This window comes from Neisseria sicca VK64 (genome assembly GCF_000260655.1).
Lineage (GTDB): Bacteria > Pseudomonadota > Gammaproteobacteria > Burkholderiales > Neisseriaceae > Neisseria > Neisseria sicca_B.
In genome coordinates, this window is record NZ_AJMT01000126.1 from 1 (window position 1) to 16,536 (window position 16,536).

Here is a 16,536-nt window from a genome sequence, read left to right on the forward strand (position 1 = left end):
TGTTTGAACCTGTTGAAAGCAGCTAACAGGCTAAGTGTGCCTGTTTGCGCCTAAAAGGCGGTCCGGATGCCTTATTATCAGGTATCCGGGGAGGATTAAGGGGGTATTTGGGTAAAATTAGGAGTGATTGGGGGAGAAAACAGCCGAAAACCTGTTTTTGGGTTTCGGTTGTTGGAGGAAAAGAAATTTTGCAAAGGTCTCTTCCCGTCAGCCGCCGCCAATTGGCAACCCTGCGCAAAATTCTGAAAAAACAAATCTGATGGCGGATTTGCCCCATCATCAACAAAGCCCTGCCTTTTGGCAGGGCTTTTGTTTTTCAGACGACCCCTTGTCGTGAACCGACACGGTAGTCGTAACAAGGCGGCAGAGTAGCGGATAGATATAGTGGATTAACTTTAAACCAGTACGGCGTTGCCTCGCCTTAGCTCAAAGAGAACGATTCTCTAAGGTGCTGAAGCACCAAGTGAATCGGTTCCGTACTATCTGTACTGTCTGCGGCTTCGTCGCCTTGTCCTGATTTAAATTTAATCCACTATAAGATTAGGATAAGGCGGGGCAACAGGTTATCCCGTTTTCCGAACCTTATCGCGATGCGCCGTCATTCGCCGTTTTATCGTGATCTCGCACGATTTTGTCGTACACGGCCTCGGGCAGGTAGCGGCGTATCATATCGCGCCAGCCGTCGGGGCCGACCAAGCCTTTGACCATGGTGGAAGATACTTCGGCGATTTCGCGCGGCGGCATCAGAAAGACCGTCGAAATTTCGGGCGCAAGGTCGCTGTTGATATAGCGCATGGAGCGTTCGTATTCGTAGTCGGCGGCAGAACGGATGCCGCGAACGATAAATCCCGCGCCGATTTCGCGCGCGTAGCGGACAAGGAAGCGGTTTTCAAATACGCAGATGCGGACGTTGGGAAAGTCGCCCGTAATCGCTTCGAGCATGGCGCGGCGTTCGTCTATGGTGTAGGTGTTGCGTTTTTCAGGGTTGATGCCGATGGCGACGACGAGTTCGTCAAAAAGCGCCTGCGCTTCTTTTATCATCCAAAGATGACCGAGCGTCGGCGGATCGAAACTGCCTGCGTAAACAGCGCGGCGCGGGGGAATCGTTTTCATGGAAAGTAGAGTGAGTGATGGCAGCCGTCAGCATAGCGGGCGGGGGCGGGAATGTCAAAAAGGTCGTCTGAAATACACAATCAGTCCGTATTGGGGCGAAACCGGGTTTTCAGACGACCCATTCATTAAAACATGATTGATATGAAATCAAGCGCATGAAGATTTGCTTCAGGCGGTTTAAAGCAATAACGCGGCGACACCGGATAGCCTTCCTTTACTTCGAAATCCTTTAATAGCATAATAAATAGAAATTATTATCAAAATTTATCCGTCTTAGACAAATGGGCGAAAGTGCATTTGTATAGTGGATTAAATTTAAATCAGAACAAGGCGACGAAGCTGCAGACAGTACAGATAGTACTGCAAGGCGAGGCAACGCCGTACTGGTTTAAAGTTAATCCGCCATATTTCAGACGGATTCGATATGGAGATTGGAAAATGGAACTGAAAAGACGTGATTTCTTAAAAATGACCGCCGCTCTGGCTGCGGCAGGCGTTTCGCCTTCGCTGTTGGCGGCGGGGAAAGAGCAATTTACCATTTACGGCGCGCCGGCGTTGCCCAGCGTCACCATTGCCGTAGCGGCGTTGCAAGGCAAGCTGGCGAAACAGGCGGACGTGTCGCTCAAGGTTTGGCGTTCGCCCGACCAACTGCGCGCAGGCGTGGCAAGCGGGCAATTTAAAGTGATGATGAGTCCGAGCAATGTCGGCGTAAACCTGCGCAACCAAGGGCAGAAAGTCGGCATGGTCAATATTTTGACCAACGGCATCACGCAGTTGGTCTGCAAAGGCAGCGCGATTGCCTCGCCGCAGGATTTGGTTGGCAAAAAAATCCTTGTGCCGTTTAAAAACGACATGCCCGACATCGTGCTGCAAGCCTTGTTGAAAAAACTGAAAATCGACGCGCACAAAGTCGGCATCACTTACACTGCCACGCCGCCCGAAGCAGTAGGGCTGTTTTTGAGCAAGGACTACCACGCCGCCATCCTGCCCGAACCGATGGCAAGCGCAAGCATACTCAAAGGCAAAACCATGGGCGTGAACGTCGTGCGCGGCTTTGATTTGGTGAAGGCATGGGGGCAGGCGTTTGACACCAAACCGCTGATTCCGATGGCGGGCATCATCGCCAACGAAGAATATTTCCACGCACACAAGGTGCAGTTCGACATCTTCCATCAGGATTTGAAAAACTCGCTCAACTGGATACTGGCCAACCGTCAAAGCGCGGCGAAAATCGGCAAAAACTACCTTCCCGCCCCCGAACCCGCCCTAGTCATGGGTTTGGACGGCGCGCGGCTGACAGTAACCAAAGGCAGCGAAGTGAAGAACGAGATTTTGAAGTTTTACGAAATCCTGATGCAGTTCAACCCGAAACTTTTGGGCGGCAAGCTGCCGGATAACGGATTCTTTTTGGCTTAAAGGGGGAGAGGTCGTCTGAAAAGGGTAGGGTGGTCGTGAATACCTGATTTATCATTTTTCAGACGACCTGTCAGATAATAGTCAGAACAGTACACAAAGAGCCGTCATTCCCGCGTAGGCGGGAATCCAGTCCTCGATATTGCAGGAATGTTTTAAAGTTATAGCGACGTCAAACCTCTGGATTCGCGGGAATGACAGTATCTACCAACTATAAAATTCAATATAGGAATCAATATGAAAGTATTACAAAGATATTTAACTTGGCAGAAATTTATACTTTTATGTGAAGACCAAGGATTTTTTTTAGCTCCCCTTACGGTGCAATCGGATACTGAGGAGGGTATTTACAATTCTGCGGTTTCAGAGCAATTTGTAAAAGAAATAGCAACAGGATTTCCTTCATTGAAGTTGGATTCAGAAAGCCTTAAGGATATAAAAATAAAAGTAGATGATTGGCAAAATAGAATGATGATAAATAATAGAGATCATACATTTATAAGCTCATGGTTTATAGGTCAAGAAGAATCACAAGAAATGTGGGAACAATATTCGGATGATAATGGTGTTGTAATATTTAGCAGGGATGATTTACTTGTTAGTGAATTACCACGATGTTTAAACGTATTGGATTCTTTTGTATTTCGTGATGTAACCTATGATGATAAGCAAAAAAATCAAATTCAGCATCAACCTGCAGGTTTTAAAAAAGAGGCTTTTAAAAAGGAGCAAGAGCATAGAATAATCTTCGATTTAACTACTTTTAAACTGCTTACTGGACAGCATGAGCTTGAAGTATTTATAGGAGATGAACCGGCTAATCAGTATTTAGAAAAAAGTGGGGCTATTTCTAAAACAGACCTGGATATATGCAAGCAGTTTTTAATTGAGAAAGGAAACGGGTTTGTTGTGAAATATGATCTGAGTAAAACCATTACAGAAGTTAGAGTTAATGTAAAAGCATCGCCAAAGGCTAAACAAGAAATTAAACGATTATGTGAATCAAAAAATCTAAATTATAGAATAAGTAAGCAAGTGTAGATTAGAGTTAGCTGCAGGCATAACCCAACTAAATGCCCAATCTACTTTTCAGACGACCTACCGTCCCTAAACCATCCTACCAACCAACACTCAAACCATGATTAAAACCGACAAAATCCGCAAACCGCAGCCTGCGGTGTTTTACATCATCGACTACCTTTGGAGCGGCTTTGCCGGTCTGAGCGTGGCGATGGTGGTGGTGGCGTTGTGGGCGTGGGGCAGTGCTGTGTTCGGTGAGTTTATGCTGCCTGCGCCGGTGGAGGTGTTTCAAAAGTCTTTGGATTTATTGAAACATTTTCAGGAAAATGAAATCGGGGTTTCGCTGTGGCGGTCGGTGGTGGGCATTTCGGTTGCGCTGGTAGCGGGATTGGCGGCGGGGCTGGTGGCGGGCAGTTTTAAGACGGCGATGGCGTTGCTCAAGCCTGTGATTACGGTTTTGTTGGCGATGCCGCCGATTATTTGGGTGGTGATGGCGTTGTTTTGGTTCGGTTTCGGCAATCCGAGCGTGTTGTTTACCATCATTGTGTTGGTTGCGCCGCTGACGTTTGCGAGTGCGGCGGTCGGGATGGCGAGCGTGAACAAGCAGCATGAGGAATTGTTTGACGCTTATAAATTAGGCCGTCTGAAAAAAATCCGTTATCTGTATATCCCGCATCTGACGGGCTATGTGATTTCCAGCATCGGCGTGGCGGTGGCGATGGGGGTGAAGGTGGTGATTATGGCGGAACTCTTGGGCGCGAGCGAAGGCGTGGGCGCGCGGATTGCAGACGCGAGGGCGATGCTGGAGACTTCGACGGTGATGGCTTATGTGGTGCTGGTTATCGTGTTTGTATCGCTGTTTGAATACCTGATTACCAAGCCTTTGGAAATTTTGTTTATGCCGTGGAGGAGATGATGCTCTGTCTTGAAAACGTGCGTTTTGAAATTCTCCGCGACCCCATCGTGCGCGATTTCAGTTTGAACCTGCAACATGGCGAAGTGAAGGCTTTGTTCGGGCCGAGCGGCTGCGGCAAGACGACGGTTTTGCGCTTGATTGCGGGCTTGGAAACGCCGAAATCGGGCACGATACGCAATACTTTCCGCAAAACGGGTTTTCTGTTTCAGGAAAACCGCCTGCCTGAAAACCTGACTGCGATGCAGAATATCGCCATTTTTATGGATAAACCCGATGAAGGCGAAATCATCACGCTGGCGGCGAAAGTCGGGCTGACTGCGGGCGATTTGAACAAATATCCGACCGAGTTGTCCGGCGGCATGGCGAAACGGGTAGCGTTTTTGCGCCTGCTGCTGTGCGGCTGTGACCTTGCTTTGCTGGATGAGCCGTTTGTCGGTTTGGACCGCGATTTGCGCGATATTTTGGTCGCCATGTTGGTGGAAAAAATCGAGCGGCAGGGCATGGCGTGTATGCTGGTAACGCACGACCGCTTCGAAGCCGCGCGCCTGAGCCATGAAATCATGTTGCTTTCCATTAAGGGCATGAACGTGCAAAACGTAATTACCCTGCCCACGCCGCTGTCCGAACGCGATTCGGCTTTTGAAGAAGCCGTGGTGGCAAGGGAGTTTCAGGGGATTCATTATTATGAATGATGAGGGGATCTGAGTGTCTGACGAACCTTGCGGTTCGTTGCCCTCTCCCTAACCCTCTCCCACGGGGAGAGGGAAACAGGTTGCTGAAAATCAGAGGGCGAAGGATTGGGAATCAGATGGCAGGTAAACCCGAAAATGTTAGGGTTTGGCAGCCCGATTCCCTCTCCCCGTGGGAGAGGGCTAGGGAGAGGGTAAGCAAGCCGCAGGCTTGCCTCTTCGGTGAAAGGTACGAATCTGTTGTCCGAACGCGATTCGGCTTTTGAAGAAGCCGTGGTGGCAAGGGAGTTTCAGGGGATTCATTATTATGAGTGATACGGGCATTTGAGTGTCTGACGAACCTTGCGGTTCGTTGCCCTCTTCCTAACCCTCTCCTACGGGGAAAGGGGATCAGGTTTCTCAAAATCAGAGAGCCGTAGAATTGGGAATCAGATGTCAGGTAAACCTGAAAATGTTCAGGCTCGACAGCCCGATTCCCTCTCCCCGTGGGAGAGGGCTAGGGAGAGGGTGAGCAAGCCGCAGGCTTGCCTCTTTAGCGAAAGATACGAATCTGTTATCCGAACGCGATTCGGTTTTTGAAAAAGCCGTGGTGCCAAGGGGGTAGGGGATTCATTATGAGGTGCTTTATGTTTTCGACTGTGATTACTGCTGCTGTTTTATATATTGCTACAGCAGTAGATTTGTTGGTAATACTATTAATATTTTTTGCTAGAGCAAATACTAGAAAAGAATATCGAGATATTTATATCGGACAATATTTAGGTTCTGTAATTTTAATATTAGTTAGTTTATTTCTAGCTTTTGTTTTGAATTATGTTCCGGAAAAATGGGTGTTGGGTTTATTAGGTTTAATACCGATTTACTTAGGTATTAAAGTTGCTATTTACGACGATTGTGAGGGCGAAAAAAGAGCTAAAAAAGAATTGGATGAAAAAGGGTTGTCAAAATTAGTCGGTATTGTTGCTTTGGTTACAGTTGCTAGTTGTGGTGCAGATAATATTGGACTTTTTGTTCCTTACTTTGTGACTTTAGATCTTGTCGACTTATTAGTTACTCTTCTTGTATTTTTAATATTGATTTTTGTTTTAGTATATACAGCACAAAGATTGGCTAATATTTCAGGTGTTGGTGAAATTGTAGAGAAGTTTAGTCGTTGGATAATGGCTGTTATTTATATTGGTTTAGGATTATTTATTATTATTGAAAATAATACAATTCAAACAATAATATCAATAATATGAATGATACGGGTATTTGAGTATCTGACGAACCTTGTGGTTCGTTGCCCTCTCCCTAACCCTCTCCCACGGGAGAGGGAATCAGGTTGCTTAAAATCAGAGGGTGTAGGATTGGGAATCAGGTGGTAGGAAAACCTGAAAATGTTCGGACTCTACAGCTTAATCCCCTCTCCCCGTGGGAGAGGGCTAGGGAGAGGGAAAGCAAGCCGCGGGCTTGCCTCTTTGGCGAAAGATACGGCCCTGTCCGCCCAATAAATCCATATCCGAAAGCATCTTCATGCAAAATCAAGCCAAGCCATGAATAAATTTTTCACCCACCCCATGCGGCCGTTTTTCGTCGGCGCGGCGGTGCTTGCCATACTCGGCGCGTTGGTGTTTTTCATCAGCCCCACCGCCATCGTCCTGCACCGCCAAATCTTCTTGGAACTCATGCTGCCTGCGGCATACGGCGGTTTTCTGACTGCCGCCATGCTCGAATGGACGGGCTATAAAGGTCGTCTGAAACCCGTTGCCACCGTCTTGGCGGCGCTGTTGCTTGCCGCAACCGTCTTGCTGCCGTTTTCGCCGCAAACCGCTTCGTTTTTCGTCGCTGCTTATTGGCTGGTGCTACTGCTTTTCTGCGCTTGGCTGATTTGGCTCGACCGCAACACCGACAACTTTGCCCTGTTGATGCTGCTTGCCGCGTTCACCGTTTTTCAGACGGCCTATGCCGTCAGCGGCGACTTGAACCTGCTGCGCGCGCAAGTGCATCTGAACATGGCGGCGGTCATGTTCGTATCCGTCCGCGTCAGCGTCCTTCTGGGCGCGGAATCCCTTAAAGAATGCCGTCTGAAAGATCCCGTATTCATCCCCAACGTCGTCTATAAAAATATCGCCATCACCTTCCTGCTGCTGCACGCCGCCGCCGAGCTTTGGCTGCCCGCGCAAACCGCCGGTTTTACCGCGCTCGCCGTCGGCTTCATCCTGCTCGCCAAGCTGCGCGAACTGCACCATCACGAACTCCTGCGCAAACACTACGTCCGCACCTATTACCTGCTCCAGCTTTTTGCCGCCACAGGCTATTTGTGGACAGGTGCGGCGAAACTGCAAAATATGCCCGCCTCCGCCCCCCTGCACCTGATTACCCTCGGCGGCATGATGGGCGGCGTGATGATGGTGTGGCTGACCGCCGGACTGTGGCACAGCGGCTTTACCAAACTCGACTACCCCAAACTCTGCCGCGTCGCCGTCCCCATTCTCTTCGCCGCCGCCGTCTCGCGCGCCTTTTTAATGAACGTGAACCCGATATTCTTCATCACCGTTCCCGCGATTCTGACCGCCGCCGTGTTCGTGCTTTATCTGTTGACGTTTGTACCAATATTTCGGGCGAATGCGTTTACGGACGATCCGGAGTGAGCGTTTCTGTTTCATCCCGTCAGTCAATGGCAAGCCCTGTATCGCCTTAAGTCAAAAGGTCGTCTGAAAACCAGTTTCAGACGACCTTTTGTATTGCCGCGCTTTATCTGCCGTACATTTCCCACAAACTTTCTTGCAGGCTGAATGCGGGTTCGCCGTTTTCGGGTTGGGCGCGGATGTAGCTGCCGTCGGGCTGCATCAGCCAGGCGCGGGTGTTGTCTTGCAGCGCCATTTCGATGCCTTCGTGGATGACGCGGGCTTTGAGTTCGGGTGTGAAAATCGGGGTGGCGACTTCGATGCGGCGGAAGAAGTTGCGCCCCATCCAGTCGGCGCTGGAGATGAAGGTGTCGTCCGCGCCGTTGTTGTGGAAGCAGTACACGCGCGAGTGTTCGAGCTGTCTGCCGATGATGGAGCGGATGCGGATGTTTTCAGACAGGCCTTTCACGCCGGGGCGCAGGGTACACATGCCGCGCACGATGAGGTCGATTTGCACGCCTGCGCTGCTGGCGCGGTAGAGGGCGTCGATGACGCTCGGCTCGATCAGCGAATTCATTTTGGCGCGGATGCGGGCGGGTTTGCCTGCTTTGGCGTGTTGGATTTCGCGCTCGATGCGGTCGATGACCATTTTGTGCAGGGTAAACGGGCTTTGGTAGAGCTTGTTCAGACGACCCGGTTTGCCCAAGCCTGTGATTTCCATAAAGATGGTGTTCACGTCGGCGGTGATTTGGTCGTCGGCGGTGATGATGCCGAAGTCGGTGTAAATGCGCGATGTGCCTTGGTGGTAGTTGCCGGTGCCGAGGTGGGCGTAGCGTTTGAGCGCGCCGTTTTCGCGGCGGATGACGAGTGCCATTTTGGCGTGGATTTTGTAGCCGAATACGCCGTAAACGACGTGCGCGCCTGCGTTTTCAAGCTGTTGCGCCCAGTTGACGTTGTTGGCTTCGTCAAAACGTGCCATGAGTTCGACGACGACGGTCACTTGTTTGCCGGCAAGGGCAGCTTTCATCAGGGCGCGGACGAGTTCGGAATTGCTGCCGGTGCGGTAGATGGTCATTTTGACGGCGAGGACGGCGGGGTCGGCGGCGGCTTCGCGTATCATGTGGACGACGGGGTCGAAGGACTGATACGGATGGTGCAGCAGGATGGGCGACTGTTTCGCCAGTTTGAAAATGGAGCCGTTTTTGCGCAATGCTTTCAGACGACCTGCCCCGCGTGCGGGAAACTTGAGGTCGGGACGGTCAACCAAATCGGGCACGGCATTGAGGCGCACGAGGTTGACCGGGCCTTTGACTTGGTAAAGCTCGGCGGAGGTGAGTTTGAACTGGGCGAGCAGGAAGTCGTGGATGTGGGGCGGGCAGGTGTCGGCGACTTCGAGGCGCACGCCGTCGCCGTATTCGCGGTCGTGCAATTCGTTTTGAATGGCGGCACGCAGGTTTTTGAGGTCTTCTTCATCGACGGTCAGGTCGCTGTCGCGGGTGAGGCGGAACTGGTGGCAGCCTTTGACCGTCATGCCAGGGAAGAGTTTGCTGACGTGGGCGTGCAGGATGGAGGAAAGGAAGACGAAGCCGCTGCCGCCTTCGCACAATTCGGCGGGCAGGGGGACGACGCGCGGCAGGATGCGCGGGGCTTGCACAATCGCCATGCCGGAGGGGCGGCCGAACGCGTCCGTACCTTCAAGCTCGACGGCGAAGTTGAGCGATTTGTTCAACGGGCGCGGGAAGGGGTGCGACGGGTCGAGTCCGATGGGGGTAAGGATGGGCAGCAGTTCGGCATCGAAATACTGCTCGATCCATTTCTGCTGCCCTGCCGTCCAGTTGCGGCGGCGGTAGAAATGGATGCCTTGTTTGCCTAGTTCGGGCTGCAAGACTTCGTTGAACAGGCGGTATTGCTCCTGTATCAGCGCGTGTGCTTCGGCAGCGACGGCGGCGATGGTTTCGGACGGCGTGGTGCCGTTGTCCAAACGCTCGTGCGGATTCATTTTTTGCGCACGTTTAAGCCATGCCATGCGTACCTCGAAAAATTCGTCGAGGTTGGAAGAGACGATGCACAAAAACCGCAAACGTTCCAAAAGCGGTACGTTTTCATCCTGCGCCTGCGCCAAAACGCGGCGATTGAAAGCGAGCAGGCTCAGTTCGCGGCAGAGGATGCGGTTTTGTTCGGGCATGGTGTTCTCCTGAAGCGGGTGGATCGGACAGTCAATTGGGAAGTATAACGCGTTTCGGACGGGCGGGGCAGTGGTGCGGGATGGGCGGGCGGTTGGTAGGGCGGGAGGTCGTCTGAAAAGGCTGTCGGGGTGTTTTTGTATGGGGCAAGTGTTTTCAGACGAGGTGTATAAGAATGGTTATTATTTGTGCAAATATTGTTTATTTTTATAGTAAATGGTATCGTTAGCACGATTTTTTAGGGCGAAAGCCGGTCTGAATTTTGCCCGAACTGCCCCTGTCTGTTTTCAGACGACCTTGTTGTAGTGGATTAACTTTAAATCAGGACAAGGCGACGAAGCCGCAGACAGTACAGATAGTACGGAACCGATTCACTTGGTGCTTCAGCACCTTAGAGAATCGTTCTCTTTGAGCTAAGGCGAGGCAATGCCGTACCGGTTTAAAGTTAATCCACTATATCGTCTTTATGGCGTTTGTTTTTCCATCTGAATTATTTTTCCCTTATGTCCGTCAAACCTTTATCTTTAAATTTAATCAACTGCTTTGTGCTGGTGGTGCTGTTTGTCGTCAGCCTGTCGGTGGGCGTCGGCAATTTCCGCTGGGCGGATGTGTTTCACTGGACATTGTCTGACAGCACGGAATTGATGCTGGTCAGCCGCCTGCCGCGCACGTTTGCGATTGTGCTGGCGGGAGCGTCGATGGCGGTGGCGGGGATGATTATGCAGATTTTGATGCGCAACCGTTTTGTCGAGCCGTCTATGGTGGGGGCGAGTCAGAGCGCGGCGTTGGGCATGTTGGCGATGAGGTTGATGTTTTCGAACGTCGACATAAGGGTAAATATGGCATTTGCTGCCGTGGCGGCGTTGGCGGGCATGCTGGTGTTTATGATGCTGATACGCCGTTTGCCGCCGACGGCGCAGTTGATGGTGCCGCTGGTGGGGATTATTTTTGGCGGCGTTATCGAGGCGGTGACGACGTTTATCGCGTATGAGTTTGAGATGATGCAGTTGTTGAGCGTGTGGCAGCAGGGCGATTTTTCGGGCGTGCTGTTGGGGCGTTACGAATTGCTGTGGCTGACGGGCGGCTTGGCGTTGGCGGCGTATTTAATTGCCGACCAACTGACGATTTTGGGCTTGGGCGAGACGGTGAGCGTGAATCTGGGTCTGAACCGGACGGCGGTGTTGTGGGTCGGCTTGGTGATTGTCGCGCTGATTACGTCGCTGGTGTTGGTCACGGTCGGCAATATTCCGTTTATCGGGCTGGTCGTGCCGAACATCATCAGCCGCCTGATGGGCGACAAGCTGCGCCAAAGCCTGCCTGCGGTGGCTTTGCTCGGCGCGTCGTTGGTGCTTTTGTGCGATATTTTGGGACGCGTGATTGTGTTCCCGTTTGAGATTCCGGTTTCAACCGTGTTCGGTGTGTTGGGTACGGTGTTGTTTTTGTGGATTTTGTTGAGGAAGCCTGCCCATGTCGTCTGAAAACAAGCGTAGCGCGCTTCGCCCGAACAAGGTTGCGTTTATGCAGGGTTCTTCCCGTCCACTGTGGGCGGCGTTTATCTTGCTGCTCGCTTGTTGCACCTTGTTCCTGACTTTGAACATCCAAGGCGATTGGGATTTTGTGTTGCAGCTGCGGCTGACCAAGCTGGCGGCTTTGCTGCTGGTGGCGTATGCGGTCGGGGTTTCGACCCAGCTTTTCCAAACGTTGACGAACAACCCGATCCTTACGCCTTCGATTTTGGGCTTCGATTCGCTGTATGTGTTTTTGCAAACGCTTTTGCTGTTTGCCTTGGGCGGGGTGGGCTATACGTCGCTGCCGCTGACGGGTAAGTTCGGCTTTGAGCTGGTGATGATGATGGGCGGCTCGCTGCTTTTGTTTTACACGCTCATCCGGCAGGGCGGACGCGATTTGTCGCGCATGATTTTGATCGGCGTGATTTTCGGGATTTTGTTCCGCAGCCTCTCTTCGCTGCTGACGCGCATGATTGATCCGGAGGAATTTACGGCGGCGCAGGCGAATATGTTTGCGAACTTCAATACGGTCCACAGCGAGCTTTTGGGCGTGGGCGCGCTGATTCTACTGGCGAGCGCAGTGGTGGTTTGGCGCGAGCGGCACCGTCTGGACGTCCATCTTTTGGGACGCGACCAAACGATTAATTTGGGCATAAACTACACGCGCAATACTTTGTGGCTGTTGCTTTGGATTGCCGCGCTCGTGGCGACGGCGACGGCGGTGGTCGGGCCGGTCAGCTTCTTCGGTCTGCTGGCTGCCGCGCTTGCCAACCATTTTGCCCCGAGCGTGCGTCATAGTGTGCGGCTGCCGATGACGGTTTGCGTCGGCGGCATCCTGCTGGTCGGCGGGCAAACCGTGTTCGAACACCTGCTCGGCATGAAGGCGGTGTTGAGCGTGGTGGTTGAATTTGCCGGCGGGCTGGTGTTTTTATATTTGGTGCTGAAACGCAAGCGGTAGGTCGTCTGAAAACTTTCCCAGCCTGAATTCGAATGGCGTAAACCACTACTTCCAAACGGGATATTTCGTTTTGCACGTCCTTAGATTTGACGGCGTGAATGAAACTAAATATCGGGTTCTTACTCATATTAAGCATCACTATCAAGGTGCGTGCTATGAGTAAAGTGTTGAAATACCGTCCTGATTTGGACGGGATACGGGCATTGGCCGTTTTATCCGTCATCATATTTCATATCGATCCCCAATGGCTGCCGGGTGGTTTTTTGGGCGTGGATATGTTTTTCGTGTTGTCGGGATATTTGATCACGACCATTATCAGCCGCGAGATTCGCGACGGCAGTTTTTCGTTTCTCGAGTTTTACAAACGCCGCGCCAAACGCATCTTGCCTGTCTTTGCCTGTGTATTGCTTTGCACGACGGTCGTTGCCGCCATTTTCTTTTTGTCTTTCGATTTGCGCCAATACGTCAAATCTGCCGTCTATGCCTTGCTGTTTGCCGCCAACCTGTTCTTTGCCCGCCGCGGCGGCTATTTTGATGCGGATGCGACGGAAAAGCCGTTGCAGCACATCTGGTCGCTGTCGTTGGAAGAACAGTTTTACTTTATTTTCCCCGCGTTGCTGATTTTGTTTTTCCGTATCAGCAAACGGCGCAATGTGCGGACGTTTATCCTTTTGCTGATTGTCATCAGCCTGTTTTCCGCGCTGTTGCCGACTTTGGGCATGGAGGCGTATTTCCTGCCGCATGTGCGCGCTTATGAGCTGTTGGTCGGTTCGCTTTTTTCCTTTATTCCGCCTGCCGAACAAAACGACAAAGCCAGTACGCCGCTATTTGGATGGCTGATGATGGCGGTCATCGCCGCCACGCTGGTGTTGCCCTACGGCGTCCTGCCCGGCGCGGGAAACATCGAACGACTGCTTTGCTGTCTGGCGGTCGGCGGTTTGATTTATTCGGGCAAATCATTGCAGATGCAGGAAGGTTTCAATACGTCCAAACTGTTGAGCCTCAAGCCGGTGGTGTTTGTCGGGTTGATTTCGTATTCGCTGTATTTGTGGCACTGGGTGGTGTTGGCGCTCATGCGCTACATCTATATGGACGCCCAGCTTCCGCTTGCCGCATCGGCATTGGCTGTCATCATCATGCTGCTGTTGTCGGTGTTGTCTTATTATTTTGTGGAAACACCGGCGCGGAAGGCGAAGAATTTTACGACGGCGAAATTCAAATGGAGCATGGCGGCTTATTTCGCGCTGCTGATTCCTGCGGCAACCTACCTGATGACCGCCAAACCCGCCGCGTTTGAAAGCAGTTTGTACAAGGCTGATGAAAGCAAAATTTGCGCGGACACGCTGACCAAAACCGACTGCGCCGTCGGCGCGGCAAACCAAAAACCTGAAGTTTTGGTCATCGGCGATTCGCATGCCGCCCATTTGAGCCCGTTCCTCGACATCGTCGGCAAAAAAGAAGGCTGGTCGGCAGACGTTATCACGTCCAACAGCTGCGCCACCGCGTTCGGATTCGTCCTGCCCGACAGCGACCGCCGCGCCGACCGCTGCAATCCGTACAACAGGTTTATCGAACAAAAAACCAAAGACTATCCTGTCATCATCATTTCGCAACGCTGGTTCCTCCATACCGCCAAACCGGAATTTTTGGAACGGTTCAACACAATGCTGGAGGATTTGGTGAAGGCGGGCAAAAAAGTGTACGTTTTGGCCGATACGCCCATGGACGGGCAGCTGCCGTTGCGGCGTTATTACCTGAGACAAAAGCTCGGCATCGACATCAATTATGTTTCAGAGGATAAAAAGGCAGAAATCCGCGATTCCGCCAAGTCGGAAGACGAAGTCGAAAAAATCGTGAAGCAGCACCGCGGCGTGCAGTGGGTGGACTTTATGCAGTACATCCCCGCGGACAAACTCATAGACGGGCTGCCGGTGTATTTCGATACCAACCACCTCAACCCGTTCGGTTCAAGTAAAATTGCCGAAATGTTTATCAACGATAAACGCACCCTGTTGAAATAAGCACAAAGGTCGTCTGAAAACAGATTCAGACGACCTCTTTAAAGCAAAAGGATACCGTATGACTCAAGAACACTTTCCCGAATTTTTCGAGCAAGCCCCGACGCTGACCGTCCAAGACGCGCTCGCCGAATTTCTCGGCGCGGCAGAGGAGGGCATCATGCAGTATCGCTACGCTGATGCCGTCCGCCTGTGCGGACACTCCTGCCCCACCGTTGCAGGCGCGTACCTCATGATGCTTAAAGGCCTGAAAGCACTTTACGGCAGCGACCTGCCGCAGCGCGGCGGAATCGAAGCCGCCATGCAGGGCGCGCGCGACGAAGGCACGGTCGGCGTTACCGCATCCGTCGTCCAACTCTTAACCGGCGCCGCTCCCGAAACCGGCTTCGGCGGCGTCGGCCCGCAAGGACGCTTCGCCCGCCGCAACCTGTTGAGTTTCGATGCCGACATCGAAGGCATGCTGACCCTGCGCCGCAAAGACAACGGCAAAACCGTCGCCGTCAGCCTCAACGCCGCCATGCAGCCCTTCGCCCCCGAAATGCGCGACATCATGCCCAAAGCCGTCAGCGGTATCGCCACCGCAGAAGAACTCAAACGCTTTGGCGAACTCTGGCAGGCGCGTGTCAAAGCCTTCTTGATTGATTTGGCAGACAATCCCCAATTCGTCATCGTTCGCGAAATCTGAAGCCCATCCTTTTCAGACGACCTCTCATGTTCGGAGGTCGTCTGAAAACAAATCCACACATCACACCCATCATGATTACCATCCGCAACGTCAGCTTCCACATCGGCGGCAACCCCATCCTCAACAACGTCAGCCTCGACATCCCCGAAGGCGGCATCACCGCGCTCATCGGTCCCAACGGCGCAGGCAAATCCACGCTCCTCTCCTTCATGGCGCGCCTCCGCCCGCTGGAACAGGGCAGCATCAGCTACGCCGGCAAAGATGTTTCGACCACGCCCACTGCCGAGCTGGCAAAAACGCTCTCCATCCTGACCCAAGAAAACAGCGTCATGAGCCGCATTACCGTGCGCGACCTGCTCATGTTCGGGCGTTATCCCTACCACCAAGGCAGGCCGACCCCCAAAGATCTTGCTATCGTCGAAAACGCACTTTCCGAGTTTAAACTGGACAGCTTTGCCAACCGCTACCTGACCGAACTCTCCGGCGGACAACGCCAACGCGCCATGATTGCCATGGTCTTCTGCCAAAGCACCGATTACGTCCTTTTGGACGAACCGCTCAACAACCTCGATATGTACCACGCCCGCGCCCTCATGCAGCTGCTCCAGCGGCTGACCCGCGAACACAACCGCACCACCGTCGTCGTCCTGCACGACATCAACCAAGCCGCCGCCTACGCCGACCACGTCGTCGCCATGAAAAACGGACAAGTCGCCATGACCGGTGCGCCGAATGACATCTTTACTGCTGAAAATATTAAAGATTTGTTTGATATGGATGTGGACGTATTGGACTATCAGGGCAAGAAGCTGGTCATTCATCACGTTTGAGGTGTGGATATGGAAAAGGTCGTCTGAAAAGTTTGAACTGCACCCCAAAAGTTGGACATCCCCTCCAACTCACAAGGTGCAGTTTTTTTATGAGCAAATATACATTACACTTCAAATACCAAGCCGTACTCCACTACCTGCACATACGCAGCCAACAGCGTACCGCAGACCACTACGGCATTTCCCGAACCCACCTGAGACGATGGATACGCGCCTATCAAGAAGGCGGTATCGCGCACTCGAACATCCCCAATCCAAAACCATGCCCAACACGCAAAAACCCCTTCATCTCAGATAAACCCGACCAAGAAAAAACGCAGGCAGAGCTTATGAAGAGTTGTGCTATATGCGCGCAAAGGTTGCCTATTTAAAGGAGTTAAAAGCCCTCAGCCAAAAACAGACCGAAAAGGACAAAGCCAAACCGTCCAAACACTGAGGGCGCAACACCCGCTCAAATACCTGCTGCACATCGCAAACCTGCCCAAAAGCAGCTTTTACTACCACCACCAAGACCGACCCGACCCCGACGCAGCCGACAAAGCCCTCCTCGTCGAAACCTACCGGCGGCATAAAGGACGCTACGGACAAAGGCGC

14 protein-coding genes and 2 pseudogenes are annotated in these 16,536 nt (G+C 52.3%); 14 read left to right on the forward strand and 2 right to left on the reverse strand.

The features are described from left to right. Positions 1-582: 582 nt before the first annotated feature. Positions 583-1,113 carry a pantetheine-phosphate adenylyltransferase gene (coaD, locus tag HMPREF1051_RS07585; RefSeq protein ID WP_003758322.1) on the reverse strand — a complete coding sequence of 177 codons (531 nt, stop codon included), beginning with the start codon at positions 1,111-1,113 and terminating at the stop codon, positions 583-585. Between the two features lie 438 nt (positions 1,114-1,551). Between coaD and HMPREF1051_RS07590 the strand changes: the two genes are divergently transcribed. The 7 genes and pseudogenes from HMPREF1051_RS07590 to HMPREF1051_RS07615 all read left to right on the forward strand — a co-directional run bounded on the left by HMPREF1051_RS07590 (position 1,552) and on the right by HMPREF1051_RS07615 (position 7,784). Continuing rightward, on the forward strand, positions 1,552-2,529 hold the full coding sequence (locus tag HMPREF1051_RS07590) for an ABC transporter substrate-binding protein (protein WP_036492481.1): 978 nt from the start codon (positions 1,552-1,554) through the stop codon (positions 2,527-2,529). A 234-nt stretch (positions 2,530-2,763) separates the two neighbouring features. Beyond that, a complete protein-coding gene (locus HMPREF1051_RS07595; protein ID WP_003766669.1) occupies positions 2,764-3,567 on the forward strand; it encodes a hypothetical protein in 804 nt (267 codons plus the stop codon). Between the two features lie 97 nt (positions 3,568-3,664). Then, complete coding sequence (locus tag HMPREF1051_RS07600) at positions 3,665-4,462, forward strand: ABC transporter permease (RefSeq protein ID WP_003766678.1); 798 nt, start codon at positions 3,665-3,667, stop codon at positions 4,460-4,462. Beyond that, positions 4,462-5,154 carry an ATP-binding cassette domain-containing protein gene (locus HMPREF1051_RS07605; protein WP_003766655.1) on the forward strand — a complete coding sequence of 231 codons (693 nt, stop codon included), beginning with the start codon at positions 4,462-4,464 and terminating at the stop codon, positions 5,152-5,154. The genes HMPREF1051_RS07600 and HMPREF1051_RS07605 overlap by 1 nt, the downstream gene beginning before the upstream one ends. 216 nt (positions 5,155-5,370) lie before the next feature. Next, a pseudogene (locus HMPREF1051_RS14445) lies at positions 5,371-5,466 on the forward strand (ABC transporter ATP-binding protein); the annotation flags it as partial. Between the two features lie 311 nt (positions 5,467-5,777). Continuing rightward, positions 5,778-6,392, forward strand: coding sequence for a CadD family cadmium resistance transporter (locus HMPREF1051_RS07610; RefSeq protein WP_003766668.1), 615 nt, complete (start codon positions 5,778-5,780; stop codon positions 6,390-6,392). Positions 6,393-6,686: 294 nt separating this feature from the next. Continuing rightward, positions 6,687-7,784, forward strand: coding sequence for an NnrS family protein (locus tag HMPREF1051_RS07615; RefSeq protein ID WP_003766692.1), 1,098 nt, complete (start codon positions 6,687-6,689; stop codon positions 7,782-7,784). Between the two features lie 103 nt (positions 7,785-7,887). Here HMPREF1051_RS07615 and ppk1 read toward each other — a convergent pair whose 3' ends face one another. Further along, a complete protein-coding gene (ppk1, locus tag HMPREF1051_RS07620; protein ID WP_003766690.1) occupies positions 7,888-9,945 on the reverse strand; it encodes a polyphosphate kinase 1 in 2,058 nt (685 codons plus the stop codon). A 501-nt stretch (positions 9,946-10,446) separates the two neighbouring features. On the opposite strand from ppk1, the gene HMPREF1051_RS07625 reads away from it, so the two are divergent. The 7 genes and pseudogenes from HMPREF1051_RS07625 to HMPREF1051_RS14865 all read left to right on the forward strand — a co-directional run. Continuing rightward, positions 10,447-11,421 carry an ABC transporter permease gene (locus HMPREF1051_RS07625; RefSeq protein ID WP_003766672.1) on the forward strand — a complete coding sequence of 325 codons (975 nt, stop codon included), beginning with the start codon at positions 10,447-10,449 and terminating at the stop codon, positions 11,419-11,421. Next, on the forward strand, positions 11,411-12,409 hold the full coding sequence (locus HMPREF1051_RS07630; protein WP_003766688.1) for an iron chelate uptake ABC transporter family permease subunit: 999 nt from the start codon (positions 11,411-11,413) through the stop codon (positions 12,407-12,409). Before HMPREF1051_RS07625 ends, HMPREF1051_RS07630 begins: the two co-directional genes overlap by 11 nt. Before the next feature lie 155 nt (positions 12,410-12,564). Beyond that, positions 12,565-14,430 (forward strand): acyltransferase family protein, encoded by a 1,866-nt coding sequence (locus tag HMPREF1051_RS07635; RefSeq protein ID WP_003766674.1) that lies wholly within the window; start codon positions 12,565-12,567, stop codon positions 14,428-14,430. A 58-nt stretch (positions 14,431-14,488) separates the two neighbouring features. Further along, positions 14,489-15,112 (forward strand): FmdE family protein, encoded by a 624-nt coding sequence (locus tag HMPREF1051_RS07640; protein WP_003766681.1) that lies wholly within the window; start codon positions 14,489-14,491, stop codon positions 15,110-15,112. 71 nt (positions 15,113-15,183) lie between these two features. Beyond that, positions 15,184-15,942, forward strand: a complete 759-nt coding sequence (locus HMPREF1051_RS07645) for an ABC transporter ATP-binding protein (protein WP_036492494.1) — start codon at positions 15,184-15,186, stop codon at positions 15,940-15,942. An 89-nt stretch (positions 15,943-16,031) separates the two neighbouring features. Next, positions 16,032-16,313: a helix-turn-helix domain-containing protein gene (locus HMPREF1051_RS15270; protein ID WP_231286231.1), complete on the forward strand. Its 282-nt coding sequence runs from the start codon at positions 16,032-16,034 to the stop codon at positions 16,311-16,313. Beyond that, positions 16,282-16,536 (forward strand): annotated as a pseudogene (locus tag HMPREF1051_RS14865) (hypothetical protein); the annotation flags it as partial. The gene HMPREF1051_RS15270 and the pseudogene HMPREF1051_RS14865, both read left to right, overlap by 32 nt.